The following is a 19,115-nucleotide window of genomic DNA, read 5'->3' on the forward strand; positions in this document are numbered from 1 at the left end:
GCCGCTACGCACGTCCTCATGGGATTCGGCGATCAATCGAGGCCGAGCCCCATTTGACCGGCAGAAGCACTATCTGAAGTTGCGCGAGGTTGACTCTCAGCGTTCGAAACTTTTAGATGTTGGTAACGCACCGGTTTGGCTAATTTCTGTACCGCACCCTCATCGACTGATGTCTTAAGCCACTCTGTGATCTGCTTCTTGGGCAACTCCCATTGGGCAACCAGCTCATCAATCGTCGCTGCTCGCCCAAGGCGTTTCAGCTTCTCGAGGAAAAACTGATAAAAGCTCAACTCGGTAAGACCAAGAGGACTTTCAGCCGATGCTTTGGGTTTTTCCCGGGACGGGGCAGTTACTAGTGAAGTTTGTAACTCTGTTTCTGTGCTGGTATGGCTCAGACTAGATAGCTCAACTTCCGTGGAAACAGCCTCGCTATCAAAAGTCCGTGGGGTTGTTGAATTAAGGGGCATAGACAAAGCTTGCACATCTAACTGCTCAGCCTCGCCATCCAACCATTGTCCACCTTCAGTCACGAGCATCCGATTACCGGACTGAGTATCCTGGTCTCTTTTTACCCAAAGAGGCACCCAAGCCTTTTTCAAATTTTCAATGGCCCCGCTCCAGGTTCCGCCCTTGATATCGGAACGAACCACAACCGCAGCGCGACTCAGACAGTAAATGTACTTGTTACGGGCCATAGCATTGCCCGCATTGAAACCGGCCTCGGGATAGAACGGAGAAACCAGCACGAGATTGTTATTCATCAACCCCTGCCTCCATTTACTGGCCATTGCAGCTTTCAGCAAGCTATCCGCCATAACACCTATAACCGTGCCCTCTTGGATCAATCCGCCCAGCATCGCAGCCTCATCTACTCCGCGAGCACCACCGGAGACCACAGACTGCCCAGCAACAGCAATTCGTTTCCCCAATGCCTTGGCATAATCCAGATCAGCCTCGCTTGCATTACGAGCACCGACTACGGATACGCCACCCTGATTAAGCAAGCGCGCATTGCCGCATCCAAACAGCACAGGCGGCGCATTGTTTCGTAGCTGATGCTTAAGTAGTTTGGGGTAGTCGGCATCCGAGCGGGTTAGGACCCATATTCCCACACGACTCCATTTCTCCAGCGCCAGCGCCAGCGCATGACCACGCCCAAGCAACTGCTCGATTCGCTCCAGCGAGATTTTGTCATCTTGCCATCCCTGTAACACCCCGCACGGCTCGGACGTAACCAGATCAGCGGGGGTCTTTCCCTGCTCATTGAGCCAGACTGCAAAGCGCCCCCACTCAGTAGGGGTAAGCGGCTTTGCGTCGCCTACTGACTTCGAGAAGTAGGAAGTCAGCAGCAGGATGGACTGAGTCGTGGTATTGATCATGTCTTACTTGCCGTAGAGGAGATTGCTAGCGGATAAACCGGTCCACTGCCCACCCGCCGAAGCAGTGCAGCAATAACCGTCATAGTCCAGCCCGAATCGATCATGTCATCGATCAATAATACTGGGCCGGAAGGGATGCTTTCGCTTACTGCGAACACCCCATCAAGATTTCGACACTGATGGAAACGATTGTTCTGCCACTTTTGTGGCTCGTTTTTCTTGATCTTACTAATGCAGTCGACAAATGGGACACCCAGAGCAACAGCCAGCCTGCGAGCAAAATCAGGAACTAAGGTTGGATGCCCAAGGGAGGGCACGCAGCACACCCAAGCGGGCTCAGGAGTCGGCCGCCAGCGAGCTCGAATCATTTCGGCCATGGCCTGTACCAATGCTTCATCGAAATGTCCGTTGTCCTTGCCGTCTGCAGCCAGCTCTCCCCAACCACCATCGCGCCACTGCGAGAGTACACGCCCCTCATTCGCCTGCAGCTCCTGCGGCAGTCTGAACGGAAAGCCATATTGACGGAAAGCGTCCTTAGCGACTTCTTTCTTGGGTTTAATGGGGAGCTCAGCTTGCCGAATAAATCTTGCAGCCTCATGCACGAGAAGTTTGCTATCCACATCGGCGGGCACTAACGCTTTACCAATACAGTTGGCACATTTACCGCAATCCGCGTGTTCAGGGTCATCCAAAGCACTGCGCAAGAAAGCCATCAGGCAACGGGGCTCATCAAGATAGGCTTTGACCTGCAGCCACTCAAGCTCACGTAATTCAGTGAGTTGCTGAATACGATCCTCGTCCAAGTCGAAATGAATTGGAGTTCGGTACCATTTGCTGCCTCCCTTAATCAGCGGTGCAGGGTTTTCCACGCTGAGAATTTTAAGGATTTTTTCAATCTGCCCTTTGGCGAGATTGCTGTGCTCCTCCAACTCCCGGAGCGTCAGCCCATCGAAATCAGCAAGTACAGCCAGCAAGTGCCGAACTTGGCCAGAGGGAGGGAAAGCCGAACGCCGGAAGAAATCATGAATCTTCTCATCCTCGTCACCCGACATCAGCAGGCCCAGCGAATAATCAATAGCACGCCCAGCACGTCCTACCTGCTGATAGTAAGCAACGATTGAGCCTGGTGCTTGGTAGTGGATGACAAAACCGAGATCCGGCTTGTCATATCCCATGCCCAGCGCCGAAGTAGCCACCAACACCTTCATCTCGTTTGCCAGCAACGCATCCTCTAGATGCTGACGGTACTGGTCACTGTTGGCGAATTGCTGATGCGATACATCACTGTGATAGGCCGATGCCTGAATCCCCTTGGCCCGTAGCCAGCGCGCCACCTGATCGGCATCACGCTGAGTAAGGGCATAAATAATGCCTGTACCGGGCAACCTTGGAATATTCTCCGCCAGCCATGCCAGACGTGTCGCCTTATCAGATATTCGCAGATTCTGCAGCGCTAGACTTTCTCGCACCAAGGTACCGCGCACGATAGCGATATCACCAAACTGCGCCTGAATGTCTTTAACCACCCGGTCGTTAGCTGTGGCCGTAGTACCCAGCACCGGCGTATTGGCTGGGAGGAAACGCAGAATATTAACGATGCGCCGGTAGTCTGGCCGGAAGTCATGCCCCCAGTCCGAAATACAGTGCGCCTCATCAATCACCATCAGCCCAATACGGTCAGCGATGGGCTGCAGGATATTTTCCATAAAGCCATCGTTCGCCAGTCGTTCCGGTGAGATCAATAAGCAGTCAACCTGATTGGCGAGTACAGCTCGGCGAGCCTGCTCCCACTCATGTGGATTGGTTGAGTTGATGGTGATCGCACAAATGCCAAGTCGGCGAGCCGCCTCTATCTGGTTACGCATCAGCGCCAGCAAGGGCGAGATGATAATCGTCGGCCCCTGCCCACGCTCGCGCAGGATGCGCGTGCTGATGAAGTAAACGGAGCTTTTGCCCCATCCTGTACGTTGCACAACCAGCATTTTCTTGCGCTGGTTCACCAAGGCGTCAATGGCCTCCCATTGCCCGTCCCGGAACTTTGCGCCCTGATCGGCGATAGCGACTTTAAGGAGTTGTTCGGCTTCGTCTTGTTTCATAGTGAAAATCCTTTTCTTGGGAAAATTTCCTGGGAACAATTCATTTATTCAATGCACTCTGACTGCCGATACGCCCAGATTCATGTCTGGCTTGTTCGACACCGAACCTACTCAACAATCGCCTTCAACAACGCATCACGTGCATCCTGGTAGAACTGGATGTCGATCTTCGTTGCCATGTCATCAGACAAGTCGTACAGCTGGCGCCTAGCGGTTACCGGCATTAGCAGCGCACTGGCTCCCTTTTCAACTGCCAGTTCAGCGATATTTACAGCGCTGCTGATCGGTTCGATGGAGCCACCCAGGTTGATTTCGCCGACTACGATCAGACCGCCCTTTACCGATTTTTTCAGCAGGCTGCTGCACATGGCAATCAGCGCTGCCATGCCTAGCTTGGAACCACGCTTAGCGGCGTCAAAGCCTCTGAGTTGCACGGAGAATTCGTGGGCACGTGGGTCGCGGTCACCAATGAGCTGAGTTGCCCTGGAATACAGATTCTGTTCTGCATAGCGCAATGACTCTTTGAAAGCTGCAGGTGCCGGGTTATTGAGAATACGCACACCAGAGCCTGGGCCTTCATTCACCTCTATGCGATAGAGACCAGCATTATCGTCAATGTCGGCACCGCCTTCGCTGATAGCCCAGATTTGGCCTGGTTCCAGTGGATCATCACCAATTTCGTTGTTAGCGCGCAGCTCCGGTGTGGCAACAAACTTCTCCACACCGTCGGCGCCAATGAAATAGCTAAAATGCGTGTTGCGGAACTCGGCAGCACCGACGCGCTTTTGCTGTTCTTTGACCCGTCGGCGCACCTCCAGCCCCAGACGGGTTGCCCACTCAAGATCTTCGTCGGAGACAGCCATTTCCTGATCCGGGTACATCAGCTTGAGCAGACCTGAGACGGTCTTGTTAACCGCGTTGGTGTCTCGGCCACTCAGCGCCCCACCTAAGTGAACGCGATTCTGCATAGCGGACACACGGCTCTGAAAACGCAAGCGGCTCATGCATTCGGAGAAAAAATCACTGACCAGACCAAAATGGTCGGTGGTCAGATTTTTATTCATTTTGGGCACATCCCAGCCAGGCAGGTAGCAATGGATGCGATCCATCCAGGCCGTGTCGTCACGCATTTCCGCGGGCAGCGGGCCAAACAAATGGCCTACGCGCTGCTGATGCTCTACATCGACATCGAAGTTACCGACAAACACCATGGAGCCATCGGCTCGAATGCTTTCCTTGCCACGGCTGAACTCGCCGGACTCCATGTAGCCCTTCATAATGTTTATCCCTTCCTTGGTGTCGAAAGAGATGCCGCTGACCTCGTCAAAGCAAACGACGTCGTACTGACAGACCAAGCCGCGCTGGCCGTTGGCATTGTTCACAAACATTTTGGCGATGGTGGCTTTGCCGCCGGAAATCAGGTGGGAATAAGGCGAAACTTGCTGGAACAAGTGACTCTTACCTGTGCCACGCGGCCCAAGCTCAACCATGTTGTAGTTGCGTTCAACGAACGGAACCATCCGGAGTAGGATGGCGTCCTTGGCACGCTGTGAGAGCTCACTTGGCTCCAAACCGATCGAGCGAACCAGAAAATCCCGCCACTCTTCGCTGCTGAATTGAGTTCGTGCCTCGGCCATTACATCCAGCACATTGCGATTGGACATCTGGATGGGGCGCAACTCGGCAATACCGAAGGCGTTGCCTTTCTCTTCCGCAATGACGCTGTCGTACGTTAACGTCACCTCAGCATAGAAGCCCCCGGTCAGCAGACGCTCGTTATCGTCGACAACTTTATCTGGGATGCGAACTCGGCTGAGGTTCAAGCTGGGTAGCGAGGCAAGGTAGCCACCTTCTTTTTCAACAAAGCGCACGCTGACAATATCGATCAGTTTGGCCGAGCCCGTTTTATACGCGCGCGCCTTAAACAGTTCCTCCTCGCCAGCACGCACAGTGCGATCCGAGAGCTGTCGCTGGACGATCTCCAACCCCTCCTCAATTTCAACAGGATCGGTAGATGCGCAGTACCTGCCCAACATAAATTCGACAACATAGGTCGGAACCGGGAATTGGCGGGCAAAGGTCCTAACCAGATCTTTGCGCACGATGTAGCCTTCAAAGGTCGAGGCCGCTTTGTTATCCAATAAATCCAATTCCACTTATTCGCCTCCTACTAGCGTCGGTAGCTTCGCTAAAACGTTGCCTTGCTCATCCAGCAGCACCAGCACGGCGGACGTATGCTCGTACTGGTCATCCAACATCAGGCTGCACTTCCCATCTTTTAGGGGCTTGCGCTTACTTATTTCAGAGCCTGCATCGGCCGCATGCGTTCTGAGCACCGCCATCACCGACTCGGATGCAGTCTGCGCCTGGACCTTGCACGTGAGCCCAAGCCAACGCAGATCAGAAAGCGTGGCTGAGGTGGTAGCGCTCGTGGCGGGACTCTGCGTACTGCGAACTTCAATTACCGGCGTCAAACATTCCTGCAAGCTCAGACCACCGTGGTCGTAATGTTGTCCGGCTTTGAAGCTACAGGCGCCTGGGGCCATGGCGATGCTGACAGCGCTGTTCCAGTACCAACCGACCTGCTGATAACCACTATCGACAGAGTCTTTGATAACCGCACAGCGGCCCCAGCGAGTTTCAGTTAAATGCTTGGCCAGTTCGACCTTGGCCATAGGTGCAGGGGTCAGCATCCAACCGTGGTCGGTGACGATACGGATCTTGCGCCAACCTGCAGCCAGAAGTTCCTCAACCCGCTCCTGCACCTCGGCCAGCAAGGTATCAATCCGGGCAGCCAGCTTTAGACCTTTTACATGACCTTCTTTGTCGATATCGCCGCTTTGTACCCAGGCATTGGAAGTCGGGTCGCCCGAATCCCCCTCTTCCAAATACTGCCAGCCTTTTTCCTGCAAAAACTTCTTCAGGTAGTAGCTAGAGAAATCCGTATCGTTGTCCAGTAAGCTGGGCTCAAAGTCGCGGTCAGTGGTTCTGCCGGTCAGGCGATCATGCACCGGTGTAATCGCCGCTTTAGATGTTGCGGTTACCGAAGGCAAGGCCGCCCAAGTTGCCGAGAGCCGCACATCACCCAAGTGCCGCAGCGCCTGATTCAGTCTCTGGGCAATGTCGTAACGCAGGCCGTCGACAAAGAAAACCACCTCGCCAGCCACCGCATACTCAGCTGTGGCTTCATTGACCTGGTTGCTGCCCGGATACCCCTTCGACCGGACCAAGCCTTGGAAATTGCGTGTCACCTCATCCAGCCATGGCGTGTAAATCAGCGCTAGAACTTGCTGCACCAGCACTTGTTGGCGCGCCGGTAATGGGCAAGCCAAGGCTTTGAGTACCTGATTGTCTGCCTGCCAGTATTGCTCCCGGTACTGCACGGCCATTTCATCCGCATCAGAACCTGAAAACACCTTGGCCGTTTTTTCAGCCACCTGGCTCAAATGCCTAAGCGCGCCGGCCAAAGGAGCCAGATCAAGCTCTGACCATACCCAACTGCGCCGCTTAGCATGTCGCTGCTCCAGAGTCTTAAGGCTCTGCCGGGCCTTATCGCATCCTTCTCGCAACAGTTGCTGGAGTGATAGTTCGAGATCTTTCTCTTCACTGGCATTGATAGCCGGATAGCTAGCGCCATCAGCAGCAAGATCCGGCTGCACTTTCAGCAACAACTCCGGTAAATGCGGGTAATGCTGACAAGACTCGGTGTAGCGCTGCCAAACACTGTGCCAAATACCCTGATTCTGGCACAGCAGCTCGGCAGCGGTTAGCACACCGTCTTGTTCAGGGCTGAAGTGATACTCGGTTTCACAGATCCCGGCCAGGGCCTGCCAACGCGAGGCATCCCAGCGCTCACGGCAGCTCTTGCTGTCATTCATCCAACTGAGCAGATCACGCACCGGGTCGCTGCTCACCAGCTTATTGAAGTCTGCCGCCTCTAGGCGTCGGTTGCTCAGTTCTTCGCGCTCATTTTCAAGAATTTCAGGCAGAACACGCAGCATGGCCTGTTGGGCTTTTTCGTCTTTGGCCACATCCAGTCCTACGCCACCGTTAATAGAAACCAGGAAGGCATTCACCGTCCAGTCTCGACCTGAGTTGCTGTAAATCCACCAACACCCTCGATATTGCAGCTCAGCTAGCGGCTTAAGGGCATCCGGACAGGAACCAATAGCGCGCAAGTCGCGGCGCTCCACGCCGGGCAAATACACTATCGGAGTTCGATCAGACGGCAATACAATTTCAGGTAAAACGCCATCGACCACACACTTGATCCAAATAGCCGGCCCGGTCTTTTTCTGAGGCGCATAGTCACCCAACACGATCAGCTCCGGCATCGCAGCCTGTAATAGAGGCAGTGCGGGCGCCCACTGGCACAGCTTGTCTGTCCAGAGGATCACGCTGGGCGCGACTTGCACATTGGTGTTGTAGGCTGCGCTTCCGCGGATCTCGGTGGCCAGCAAATCGATCAGTTTCATGGCATTCCTTGGAATTCGTTAAAGGCCTGGGTCATGTCGCGGTAACCACCAACGGATACTTCCCCAGCACCTCTTGCACCAGCTGCTCCGTCCTCGCCTTCAGCTTCTCCACGGTCCAACTGCTCTCAGTAGCCAGCGCTTGGTTCAAATAGAGGCCGTTGTTGTAGCCCACCTTGCGGCCTTGGCTATCAGCCCGGCTCTTCTTCTCATCAAAGCTCTTGTTGCCCAGTGCACTGTTGTAGCCAGAAATAGTAAGGTTGCCCAGGCAATGGGCGTAAGTCTGGCGGTGTTGCTCGGCCAAGCTAGCATCGCCATAGGCAATCATCTGTACCCAACAGCTGGGGATGTTTTCGCCCTGGGGGAAGATATGCTCGATGGTCCAGACGTACTGCTTGCCTTTCAGAACCCACAAATCGACCTGGGTTTCGCGGGTCATGCGGCTTTCTTCAAGGGCGCAGAGCACAAAGCGGCAGACCGCTTTGTTGTCCTCGTAGATAGGACCTTTGAGGCTTTTCTCGAACTGCTCATCACTGGCGCTATCGGCTTTGAGCCTGTGCTGAATATGACTGACCACATCGCCAGCACGCAGCGCCAGGATCGCCTCAGCCACATCCATGAAAATACGGGTCAGATCACGGGTAGGCGGCAGGTCTGTCGTGTTGCGGCGAACAAAGAAGGCAATCAAGAAGCCCACAATCTGTTCCAGGTGTTCTTGTTGCAGCTCCAACTCGGTTTGCCGCTCCATCAGCACCATCAGCAGCAGATAAGCAGCGGCACCCTGGATACGATCCAACGAGAGCAGCAGGTTGGAAAGCTTGGGCTGATCTGGCACTGCACGGTAGCCAACAATCTGAGCATAGCTGTTGGACAGACGAATCATGGCATGCAGAAAGCCCTCGGCATTATGCGCGATCAGCTTTTCATACACCTGCATTAGGTTCGACTTGGTAGCCACCGGTACTGAAATGACATCCTTCAAATCGGGTTTGAAGGCGTTGTAATACTGGCGGAAGAAGCGCTCCTGCACGGCGTAGTCATCACCCAGGGCGTCAATCACCTTTTTCCAACGGTTGTACTGCTTGTCGATGCTGCCAGGGTCTTTGGACTCCAGCACTGCCAGTAACTTGTTCTTGATCAGGTCAATAGCCGTCAGCGGTACACCGCGATTGTTCAGCGACTCGAACAGGGTATAGGCATCGGAATGCCCGGCGACCTCGATCTTAACCAGAGTGGCGGTGTTAACTTTTTCCAACAGGGCCTGCAAGCTGGCAATGGGGTCAGCGCAGTGCTCCAGGTACAGCTCAATGCGGCTGATAAAATGCCGGAAGGCTTTCATCACTCGCCGGTTTCCGGCATTCGGCACAGTCTCCACATCGTCCAAAATGCCGGTTTGACCGAGCACCGCGAAGTAGTCCTGTTGGTTGTTGTTCTGCACCTGAGGGATCAGGCGTGGCTGATCCGACTTTTTCTTCAGCACCAGTTTGTGCTTGAGGTTGTACAGCTCAATCTGCTGTTCCATGCCCAGATTCGGCAGGGTGCGGTAGCTCTGATAGACAGCCGCCAGCAGCAAAGATAGCGTTGTCATACGCTGTTGTCCGTCGACCAGCTCCAGGCTTTGCACCGTCAGGGCATCTTGCGACTGGTTAATGCAGATGATCGAGCCGAGGAAATAATGCAGCTCGTTGTCCAACAGATCTTCGAACAGCGCATCCCACTGCGCCCGGCTCCAAGTGTACTCACGCTGGTAGCGCGGGATGGCATAAACCACCCCGCTCTCGATATCGAGCAGGGTGGAAACCGGGTAGTTGTAAACGGACTTGATCATAGGCTAGCTCCTTGCCGCCTGTTTTTCCGCCAAGGACAAATGGTGATCATTGATCCGGGCACCCTCGCCTTCGTCGTATTGCAGGCCGAGGGTGTACCAGGGGGCGGATTCGACGTCTTTGCCGCGGTCTTTGGCCCATTTGATGTTGGGCATCCAGCGCAGAATGCCCGCACCTTTTTTGCCGACACTGCGAGCGTTCAGGAATGGGCGGATGTTGAGGCGCACGCCGTCGTTTAGGTCAGGGGTCCAGCCGATGGGTTGTTCGGCCTGGGGCTTCCAGCGCACGAAGATATCGTAGGGTGCTTCGCCTTCGAGGATAGCTTCAAGCTCGTGCTTGAGCGCTTCGGCAGCAAGCAGCCGTTCCTGAGCCCCGTCTTCTCCGTTGGCCATGCCGGCTTGCTGGGTGCGGATCCAGTCACCTAGATAGGTGTAGATCAGCCGTTCGAGGCCGGACTTGTCGAGTTTGTGGTAGTTGACCAGGGCGCTGAAGCCGTCTTTGAGTCCGTCCCAGATGTGCCAGATAAATGGCCGGTGCTGGAACATTTTGCAGTGCTGTTCGAAGAACTTATCGCGTAGCCACAAGCTGAGGGATTTGCTGCCGACGGTTTCCAGCAGACGGTTTTTCAGGGGCGTGGTCCAGGCACTGCCGTAGGCGGCTTGCAGCAGAGCTTCCAGGCGCTGGTCGGCGGCTTTTTCGCCGCGCACTGCGGGCAGGCAGACTATGCCATCGTCGTCCACATAGGCATCCAGTGCCTGGCAGCTCTTTACCCACTCACGTTGTTCTACGGCCAGATCCATCTCTCCATCCAACTCCGCCGGCCAGCGGTAGCCAAGCAGACGGGAAATCGCAACTTGCAGCACGCTATCATCAACACGCAGTTCGCCGTGGGCAGTCCACTTGGCCTGCTCGTCCCAGATAACCGAACCGCAGGGGTGGCCATGGAAGATCCATTGGGTCGAGTCATTGGTATATGCTTGAGGTAACCCATTGGGATATCGCTCTTCGGCAATGCGAGCCCAGTAATCAAGATCGAAAGGAACCTCTGCTACTGTAGAGGAAGAAATTGCTAAATTTGGATTAGCATTTCTAAGGTTCTTTAGATATTCGTCTGATTCGCAATAAGCCCAAATTGCAGGAAGATCACTCTCATTTTTAGGCACGATCACAGCAAGATTTTGATCAAAAATAGAGCCACGATAGATCGTTCGAACTATGTTGCCCATTCTAGATGCGGAAACACCCATCTTACCCCATGCATCTTGCCCAGTTTTCCACCTTTGAGCAGCTGAGTTAAGATGTTTCATACTCAGCACAAACTCATAGAGCGACCCTTCCCCCTCCTCCCAAAGTATCGCTTGAGAAAATCCACCGCAGTGCGATGTTCTCTCCAAAGACCCATGAAGAAACTCATAGTTTGGCTTCAGATTTTGAACTTCCCAAATCGCTCTATAAAATCTCAGACTATCGCCTGTGGCGACACCAGCAAGGGCAGAGCTGAAATCTTCCAGGCTCTCTACTCCGCTTTCCTCCTTCATCAATATTGGGAAGTCTTTAGTTGCCACCACAGCATCATGCCCAACCAATGCAAAATTACGACCTATCAGTCCGCGAGCCTTCAACTGAACAGAATTATCCTCAGACACATCTATCGCAGAGTACTGCGAGCCGCAACTTTTGTTTGAATTCACAACAATGGTTAAGCTCGCATTGACAACTTGACCAGAAATTGTTTCAAATGCACCAGTGCCCAACCTTACGCATGAGCGCAGAAAGTAATTATTAACTAAACGTTCTCGAAAGCTCTTGTAGGAGCTCAAGTAATGCCATGTTTGTGGCGTGACAATTGAAGCAGCACCTCCAGGGCACAACAGGGCCAAGATTCTAGACATCATGGCTACCGCTAAGTCGAACCGCTCATCATAATGATACTTCTCCAAGTAACTCAGCAAAATATCATTCTGTTTTCTTGTTGCCAAAAATGGAACATTCGTAAGGATGAGTGAATATTTCTCCGCCAACAATGACGTCGCTTTAAAAAGCCCTTTGGCAACTACCCCCATCTCTGAATATTCGTCACTTTTTTCATTCGCCAACGCTTTAGTTAAGAGAGGGCCAACTTCTTGCCACTTTAATTCGAAAAGAGAACCTTTACCCAGACTTAATTCCGGATTAATCAAGCTGCCGAGCACTGGCGCATCTTTGAAATGTTCATAAATCTCGCCAAGAACGCCCCTCAGATCACTAATATCTTGAGCCAGTAACAACCACTCCTCTTTAGAGGTGCTAATCGCCAGACCAGAGCAAGCCAAATGCAGCTCGGGTAATGGGCGGTAACCACCTGCGTTCGAGTAACGCCACGCTTCCAGCGCTACAGCAAAGGCTGCCAACTCCACACAGCGCTGATCCAACTCCAGGCCATGCAGGTTCTCACTCAGCACACGGTCAATAGCTTGTTGGGCCATGAGGTTTTCGGCCTGCATGCGCATGGGTACCAGCATCAAGAAGGCAGCGACCAGAAAGTGGCCTGAGCCACAGCACGGGTCGAGGGCTTTCAACTCACTCAGCTGTTTGGGCCATGCATCGAAGGTGCCGGAGGCGGGTTTCCATTGCTGGGTTGTCTCATCTTGAACAAAGCGCAGAAAGCGCAAAGGCACGCCCGGGATGGCGGCTTTGTCGCGCAGTTCCTGTTCGCTATTGGCGTGCTGCCAGTCGCTGTCACTCAGGCGCTGCCCGGCCCACCATGCCCCTAGACTGTTATCGAGCAGAAAGCTGACCATATAGGGTTCGGTAAACAGCTGGGTCACCGGCGAAAGCTCGTCGGCACCGATCTTCACTTCGGACTTGTTGACTTCTTCTTTGCGCTTGCTCTGCCAGAACTGATAAACCCAGCCAAGGCTGTCCTGGGCCTGGAAGGTTTCCAGGGCCAGGCCAATCACCAACTGCTCCAGGCTACGCTGGTGCTCAGGGGCAAACTCCAGCTCGAACACCGGCGAGTCGATGCGGAAGATCTGCGGTAGCATCTTGGAGGCCAGCACCCCAGCCAGCTCCCAGCCACTTTGACAGTGGCGTTCCAGTTCGTCGCGAGCCACATCCGGGTCTTGCACCAGCTCGGTACATTCGGCCAAGGTCAGCGACGTGTGCTCGTCATACATAAGTAGACTGTTCTGCTCCAGAAAGCGCGCAAACAGCATGCGGTGCCAATGTTCGTAGGCGACTTCGGTGACAAGCTTGTAGATAGATTGCTGGCCGTTGGCATCTTTGCTATCACCTAGCTGACGGCCATGAGAGCGCAAGCGGGTGCGCAGCTTGCGCTGCTCATCGCTCAGGTAGTCAGCCGGTTTGGCATCACCTACGCCCAGTCGTTTTAGAGACTGGGTGGCAGCCTGTTCGGCGATGTCGCGGGCTCTGACAACGGTGGTTTCCAGGGTACGGCGTAGGGCTTTGTCGAGGGGCTGTCGAATCATCAGAAGGTCACCGGTCCATCATTGAGCTTGTCGAGAATCTGTTGTTTGACTTCAGTCAGCCAAGTGTCGACATCGGACTCTGTCTCAAAGGTTTTGCGTGGCAAGCTGATGCGCTGCAGTTTGGGCTGCAGCAGCTGCACGGCCTCCATGCGCGCGTTATCGAATTTATTGGCCAGCGATTCGGTGCGATCGGTCCACTGCTCCAGGCTGACGTCATTGAGGCTGTCGATAATGGCCTCGGCGTCGTTAAGCGCCGGTTGCGCCAAGGTAAGCAGTTTACGTTTGCCGAGGATGTCGCTCTGTTGCTGCTCGCTGAGTTGCAGCCAGTGACTGTCGGCTTGCAGTTGGGCCAGGTACTCGGCATACCGATCCTGATAGGCCTGCACATGGAACTGGATGGCATCGCGCAGCTTATTGACCAACTGCTGGACCAAGCCAGATACCGGATTGGGATCATCCAGCAAAGACCGGTGGCTGACTATGGCATCCACCTCGGTCTGGATAGCGGCATGGAAAGACAAACCACGACTGAGGTCGAGCAGGCTTTTGAGCAGCGCCCAATCACTGCGCCGTGCTTCGATGCGCAGGGCAGTGGCGGCCCATTCCTTGACCGCCTTTTTGATCGCATCTTGCTCATCCAGTACATGCTTGAGTTGTGCGTTACCGGAGTGGCGCGCCAGCTCGTCGAAAATACGGCTGTCGGGGATTTTCGGCAGAGGGGCTTCCCCCCCGGCGCGCTTGGACAGTTCACGGCCTTTTTCAGCTAGAAGTGGCAGCTTGCTAGCTTCTTCACCGGGCTGACAATCGATGCCGCTGCTGCTGAGTACACCGCGTATTTTGATCAGATCTACAGGGCGGATGGTGATGCTTTCCGGCTTAAAGCTGGTTTGGGTGATCTGCTTGCGATCCAGCGTTGTGGCGGTAACCATGTTATTGCGGTTGTCGTAGGCGATGAGAATGCCGGTGGCCATCAGAATGGTGAGGCCTCCGTCGATGGCGTCCTGCGGCCAGCCGTATGGGGCAGCCAGAAAGTGCTCACGAATCTCGTTACCTTTTTTCGACACACCGATATAGCGCTTAATGGCAGCGCACACGGGCTGCTGCTCGGCATCACCGCTGTAGCTCAGTGCTTCCAGGGCATTTTGCCCACCCTCTTTGCTGGCGCGGTCATACACCTTACCCCAGCCGGTATGGTCAGCGGCATCGAAGTCGCGGTAGAGGCGAATTAGCGAGGCTTTAGCCGCAGTTTCTACCCGGTCGGCAATCGTGTTGCCGTCTACTTCGTTACCACCGGCTTGAAGCACTTGCACGCCGTCGAAAATTTCGCGCAGCAGTGCTTGTACCTGCTTTTGCGCATCACGGTAGCGGGTTTCCATGGCGCTACGGGCATCTTTGCCGGCATCGGTATTGGGGATGCCGCGTTTTTCCAGAGTGGCATGAGCGGCGTTCTCAGTAATGATCGCGCTGGTCAGCTCGGATCGGTTGCGCGCTGGTACAAAGACGAAAATAGTCGGCTCGCCCGGCTGGCGGCTGCGTGCATCGGCAAAGAAGCTCTTTTCATCAATACTCCAGCCGTCCTGTACCCAGGCGTAGACTTTTTCTTTAGCGTCTTTGGGCAGCTCGGAGTCAAAGCAAGGGATAACCTGGCGCGGCTCGTTGCACTTGCCCTGGGTGAGACGCACCTGGGCTACCTGGCGGCGCAGTTCTTTGTGCAACAGGTCTACGCGGATATTTTCGATACGTTGCATATTGCCGCGCAGGTCGGCTTCTTCCTGTCGAAGAGTGTCGTACCACTGCGCACTCTCCTGAGTTTGCAGGCGGAACTCAGTGCCGATGCTGGTTTGCATAGGCATAACCAGGCCTTCGTCGGCCAATACCTGAAGCAGTTTGGGCACACTGGTGCGAATGGAATCTTTGCCGTTATTGAGGTCATCAATGAGCAGGTCAGCCAGCATGTCGGCGGTAGCCCGCACCCCGCAGTCAGCAGTCGGATCGGAAGGCAATTTACCGATCAGCAGCACCAGACCGAGAATGCGCGACTTGAGCTTATCGTCAGCATCGCCGGCGGACAGGCGACCAATGGTTTCGGCAATTTCTTTGGAGATAACGCCGGTCTGCAGCAGATTGACTGCGATCTGGTTGTAAATGAAGTCAGCCGGCACCACATGGCCCAGCGGCAGGTCGGCGGTGGCCTGGGCGGCTTCGTGAATGACCTTGAGCTGGTTACGCAATTGCGAGACGGTCCCAGTGGTATCAACGATACGCAGCACCCGCTCCCAGAAGCGGCGGCGTACCGGCAGCAGCGGGTAATCGGCCAGCATGACTTTTTCGTCATCCTGGTGGTGCTCGATTTTGGTGCCGCGCAGCTGACGTGAAATCTCGCCCAAGTGTGATTGCAGTACCTGCTCCAGCTGCGGCTTGGCCGAAGCTTTTTTCTGCAGGATGACCTTGCGGATCACCGACTCGACATCGGTATCGGACAACTGAATCGGAATCTGGAAACGGCCAAGCAGGCGCTGCAAATTAGGCATGCCGGACAGAGCACTTTGCCCTGTGGCGACAAACAGTAACTTGTTCTGAAAGACCGAATGCTTGCAGCAGGTTTCTACCACCTCCTGGACCTGGTGCGCCTTGTCGGTATCGGAGCCGACATATTGTTGCACCTCATCGAGTACCACCAGGGTGAGCGGGAACTGGCCTTCTTTGGCTAGGGCGTCGTAAATAGCATCGACCATCTGCTGGTTAGTGACATCCTGAACATTAGGGTACTGCTCGCGCAGAAGCTGACGCACCTCTTTGACGTCGTTACCCAGGGTGCTGTCCACCTCAAGCAGAGCTCCAGCGATGCTACGGGAAACGTAGAGGTCTTCCAGCTCGTCGTCCCAACTGTCACCTGCTGTTTCGACCTTGGCTTTAACCTGATCGAAAATACCCTGCTTTTTCAGCCACAGCACAAAACGGGCCTGATGGTACTGCTCTGGAAGGCCTGCGGATTTGAACACAATGTTGAGCAGCGCCAGGCGGACGTTGTTGTTGGCGCCAGAGCCCAACGTACCAGAGGCGGCATGCAGACCGCCGTGGCGGTTGGCGGCGTTGCTCAGCTCCTTGAAGTGATCTTTGACCTCTTGTGGCAGATCGGCGATATCGCGGGCAGAGACACCATCGCTGAACGGCTGATTAGTCCACAGCGCACGCAGCATTTTGGCCAGGTGCGATTTACCAGAACCGAAGAAGCCAGAGATCCACACGCCAGGCTGTTCGTGCTGGCTGCCCAAATTGCGCAGGTAAGCAGACAGAATCTTGTCGAGACCGGCTTGGTACTCACCATCGCAGACGAAAGTTTGCAGCTCGTAGCGCAGGGTCTTGAGTGCCTGCGCTGACTGGTCATCCTTTACTTCGGCGACGCCGTTGTTTTCCAGACGATTTTGCTGGGGGTCGAGCTGGTAAATCTCGCGGTTCAACATCCTGTGCCTACTCCCTTTGCGCTTACTGCGCCAATCTGAGCGTTAAATTCTGTATGCGTCGGTGTTTAGTTATCAGCGGTGATCGCCGTGGCCTGGTAGCCCCAGCCGTCGCGGGCATCGAGCAGGCTGTAGCCGTTGTTTCTGTACTCGCCGGGGAACAGCACTAACAAGCGCCCCGGAACGTGCTCAGCCAGTTGTTTGACGAAGTCAGAGACCGAGGCAAAACCAAACAGAGTGCCGCATCCAACCAAAGCGACCAGGGTCTTGTCGTCGGTCCTAGTCTGGATTTGCTCCGCAAGCACCTCCACCGATTGGCGGACGAAGGTCTTGTACTTCGGCGTTAGGCTGTCTGGGTCTTCAAAGTAGTCTTCGCGGTATTTCTGCTTGGCCATCCAATCAGAGAACAGACGGGTAATATCCAGCTCCAACCAGAGGTGGCCGGTGCTTTCAGTGGCCAGGCGAAACTCTTCAACCCTGGCGCGCAGTTTGAGCTCGTCCTCTTTGTGATAAACGGCGAATAACACTCGCTGCTCGTTGGCCAAACCCTTCATCCAAGGCAGGCTGATATGGTTGGCGTAACTCTTGATAAGGCGGTTCAGTCTGTTACTCATGCAACCAAGACTCCTCTTCCTTGCTCAGGTAGTCGGGGAAGGTCACTTCCACCACTTCACTGGAGTGTTTGAAGTTAATCAGCCCGCTGTAGCTAGCCAGACGAGCCAACTCCAGCAGCCGTTCTAGGCGACAGCCGAGTACGCGGGTCCACTCGCAGGTAAATAGCCGGTTGCCGCTTGCCCCCTGCAAATAACCGAGGAACAAGGCAAACACCACGTTGACCGGACGCACATCTGGCTCGGCACGGTGCTTTTTGCTGCGCCCTTGGAGAAAACCTGCATTAGTCCAAGTACCGTTGACGTTCTGCGCCAGAGATTTGAGCATCGCTGGGCTGTAGCGGTCTGGACATTGCTCATCCAGCGCTTGCTCCATGTATTCACGTGGCAACCATTGGCCTGGCACGAGCGAAAGGATTTTGCCTTGGGACAGACGTAGCAACGGGTCCCGAGCGAGTGCCATTTGACACGCGAGCATAGGTCTTGCCGATTCGTCGTTTTCCCACAGACGACGGAATATCCGGAAAAGTGGGATATGGGTATCCATGCCATACAGGTCGACGAGATGACGCCAGGTCAGCTTGCGCGCCTTTTCGGTTGGCTTATGCAGGACGTTGAATAGCTCAATATCTTCCTGGTATTGCGCGGGGATAGCCTCAACGACGCGCCCATGAAAAAGCTCGGTAATTTCTGCCAGCATCATGGTGCGGGCGGAGTGCGCTCCGTTGCGGCCGAACTTGAAGCCGAATTTTTGTTGGGACTCGGTCGAGCTCATCAGTAGCCGGTCTCCACAGAAAAACCTGGAGCGATGGACAGCCTGACCTGGCTTGCGACTCTCTTGGGGTCACGCAGTGCCAGTTGATATTCCTCGGGGTTCAATGTCGCCTCGGGGCTGCAGTCGACACCCCAACGCCGCAACAGATAACCGGCCATTGCTGCCCGAACTGGCAGTTTGATGCATTGCTCGGATTCGAGACCGTAATCCAGTTCAATGGCACGGGTGTAGGCTGCCCTGGGGTGCGGGATCAGCTCAAGGCTGACGATGGCTTGCCAGTCGTGATCCTGAGCGATGGATTCAACTGGAATATTGACCGGCGCTGCCGTGCCATCCACTGCTGTTATGCGGGTAAGAACAAAATCCCTGAACTCAGCATGATTGCGGCAATAGGCGCGGGCATGCCAGCGCAGACCGGTATTGACCAAGCTGTGAGGCACAATTTCGCGGAATGTTTCGCCACTACTAATCGACACGTAAGCAATAGACAACGCTTTGCCGGCATAAATGGCCCGCGACATAGCGGCCAGTGTTTCCAGGTTAGGTTGGTTCAGCGTAGGAGCAGCATCGACAAGGATTGGCTGAGCGCAGGCTTCTAAGCCCACCCCCTGACCCAGGGTTAAGGTTTGCAGGGTGTGCTCACGATCGTAGGTGAACAGTGGCTGGAAGTGACTAGTGCGCCGATAGACTTTGTCGCTGTGATCGTAATCCAGATTGTCCGGTGCCAACTGACGATAAAGCGCAAAGTCGCGGGTGGCGTTAGACAGGGCAATACCAAAGCGCTGCACCAAGTCCTGCCTTGTAATCTGACCTCTGAAGCGTGTCAGAAAGTCGATCTGCCACAGGCGTTCGCGCTGGTTTGGTGAAGTCTCACCCGTCGCCGTCGTCGGCATCTATCAATGTCCTCGTCTGAACTACGCAATCAGTCATACTAAAAATGATGATAACGATGACGACAGTGACAAGCCAGAGCTAATTAGGAAATGGGCGATACTCAAGAGAGTAACCTGAGGCAGTAAAGGTCCTGG

10 protein-coding genes are annotated in these 19,115 nt (G+C 54.7%); all 10 read right to left on the reverse strand.

From position 1 onward, the window contains the following. Positions 1–32: 32 nt before the first annotated feature. Positions 33–1,379, reverse strand: a complete 1,347-nt coding sequence (locus MO767_RS07870; RefSeq protein ID WP_282480055.1) for a DNA-processing protein DprA — start codon at positions 1,377–1,379, stop codon at positions 33–35. After that, positions 1,376–3,475, reverse strand: a complete 2,100-nt coding sequence (locus tag MO767_RS07875; RefSeq protein WP_282480056.1) for a RecQ family ATP-dependent DNA helicase — start codon at positions 3,473–3,475, stop codon at positions 1,376–1,378. The genes MO767_RS07870 and MO767_RS07875 overlap by 4 nt, the downstream gene beginning before the upstream one ends. 107 nt (positions 3,476–3,582) lie before the next feature. Then, the gene (gene brxL / locus MO767_RS07880; protein WP_282480057.1) at positions 3,583–5,631 is read right to left on the reverse strand and encodes a protease Lon-related BREX system protein BrxL; all 2,049 of its coding nucleotides are present in this window, start codon (positions 5,629–5,631) and stop codon (positions 3,583–3,585) included. Then, positions 5,632–7,950, reverse strand: a complete 2,319-nt coding sequence (gene pglZ / locus MO767_RS07885; RefSeq protein WP_282480058.1) for a BREX-1 system phosphatase PglZ type B — start codon at positions 7,948–7,950, stop codon at positions 5,632–5,634. Between the two features lie 31 nt (positions 7,951–7,981). Then, on the reverse strand, positions 7,982–9,718 hold the full coding sequence (locus MO767_RS07890; protein ID WP_282480059.1) for a DUF262 domain-containing protein: 1,737 nt from the start codon (positions 9,716–9,718) through the stop codon (positions 7,982–7,984). A gap of 60 nt (positions 9,719–9,778) precedes the next feature. Continuing rightward, a complete protein-coding gene (locus MO767_RS07895) occupies positions 9,779–13,240 on the reverse strand; it encodes a DNA methyltransferase (RefSeq protein WP_282480060.1) in 3,462 nt (1,153 codons plus the stop codon). Beyond that, complete coding sequence (gene brxC, locus MO767_RS07900; RefSeq protein WP_282480061.1) at positions 13,240–16,704, reverse strand: BREX system P-loop protein BrxC; 3,465 nt, start codon at positions 16,702–16,704, stop codon at positions 13,240–13,242. The genes MO767_RS07895 and brxC overlap by 1 nt, the downstream gene beginning before the upstream one ends. Positions 16,705–16,769: 65 nt before the next feature. Next, positions 16,770–17,315: a BREX protein BrxB domain-containing protein gene (locus MO767_RS07905; protein WP_282480062.1), complete on the reverse strand. Its 546-nt coding sequence runs from the start codon at positions 17,313–17,315 to the stop codon at positions 16,770–16,772. Next, entirely contained in the window at positions 17,308–18,087 is a 780-nt protein-coding gene (locus MO767_RS07910; protein ID WP_282480063.1) for a hypothetical protein, read from the reverse strand. Before MO767_RS07910 ends, MO767_RS07905 begins: the two co-directional genes overlap by 8 nt. Beyond that, positions 18,087–18,980 carry a WYL domain-containing protein gene (locus MO767_RS07915; RefSeq protein ID WP_282480064.1) on the reverse strand — a complete coding sequence of 298 codons (894 nt, stop codon included), beginning with the start codon at positions 18,978–18,980 and terminating at the stop codon, positions 18,087–18,089. The genes MO767_RS07910 and MO767_RS07915 overlap by 1 nt, the downstream gene beginning before the upstream one ends. Positions 18,981–19,115: the final 135 nt, after the last annotated feature.

Source organism: Pseudomonas sp. UYIF39 (assembly GCF_029963765.1).
Taxonomy (GTDB): Bacteria; Pseudomonadota; Gammaproteobacteria; order Pseudomonadales; family Pseudomonadaceae; genus Aquipseudomonas.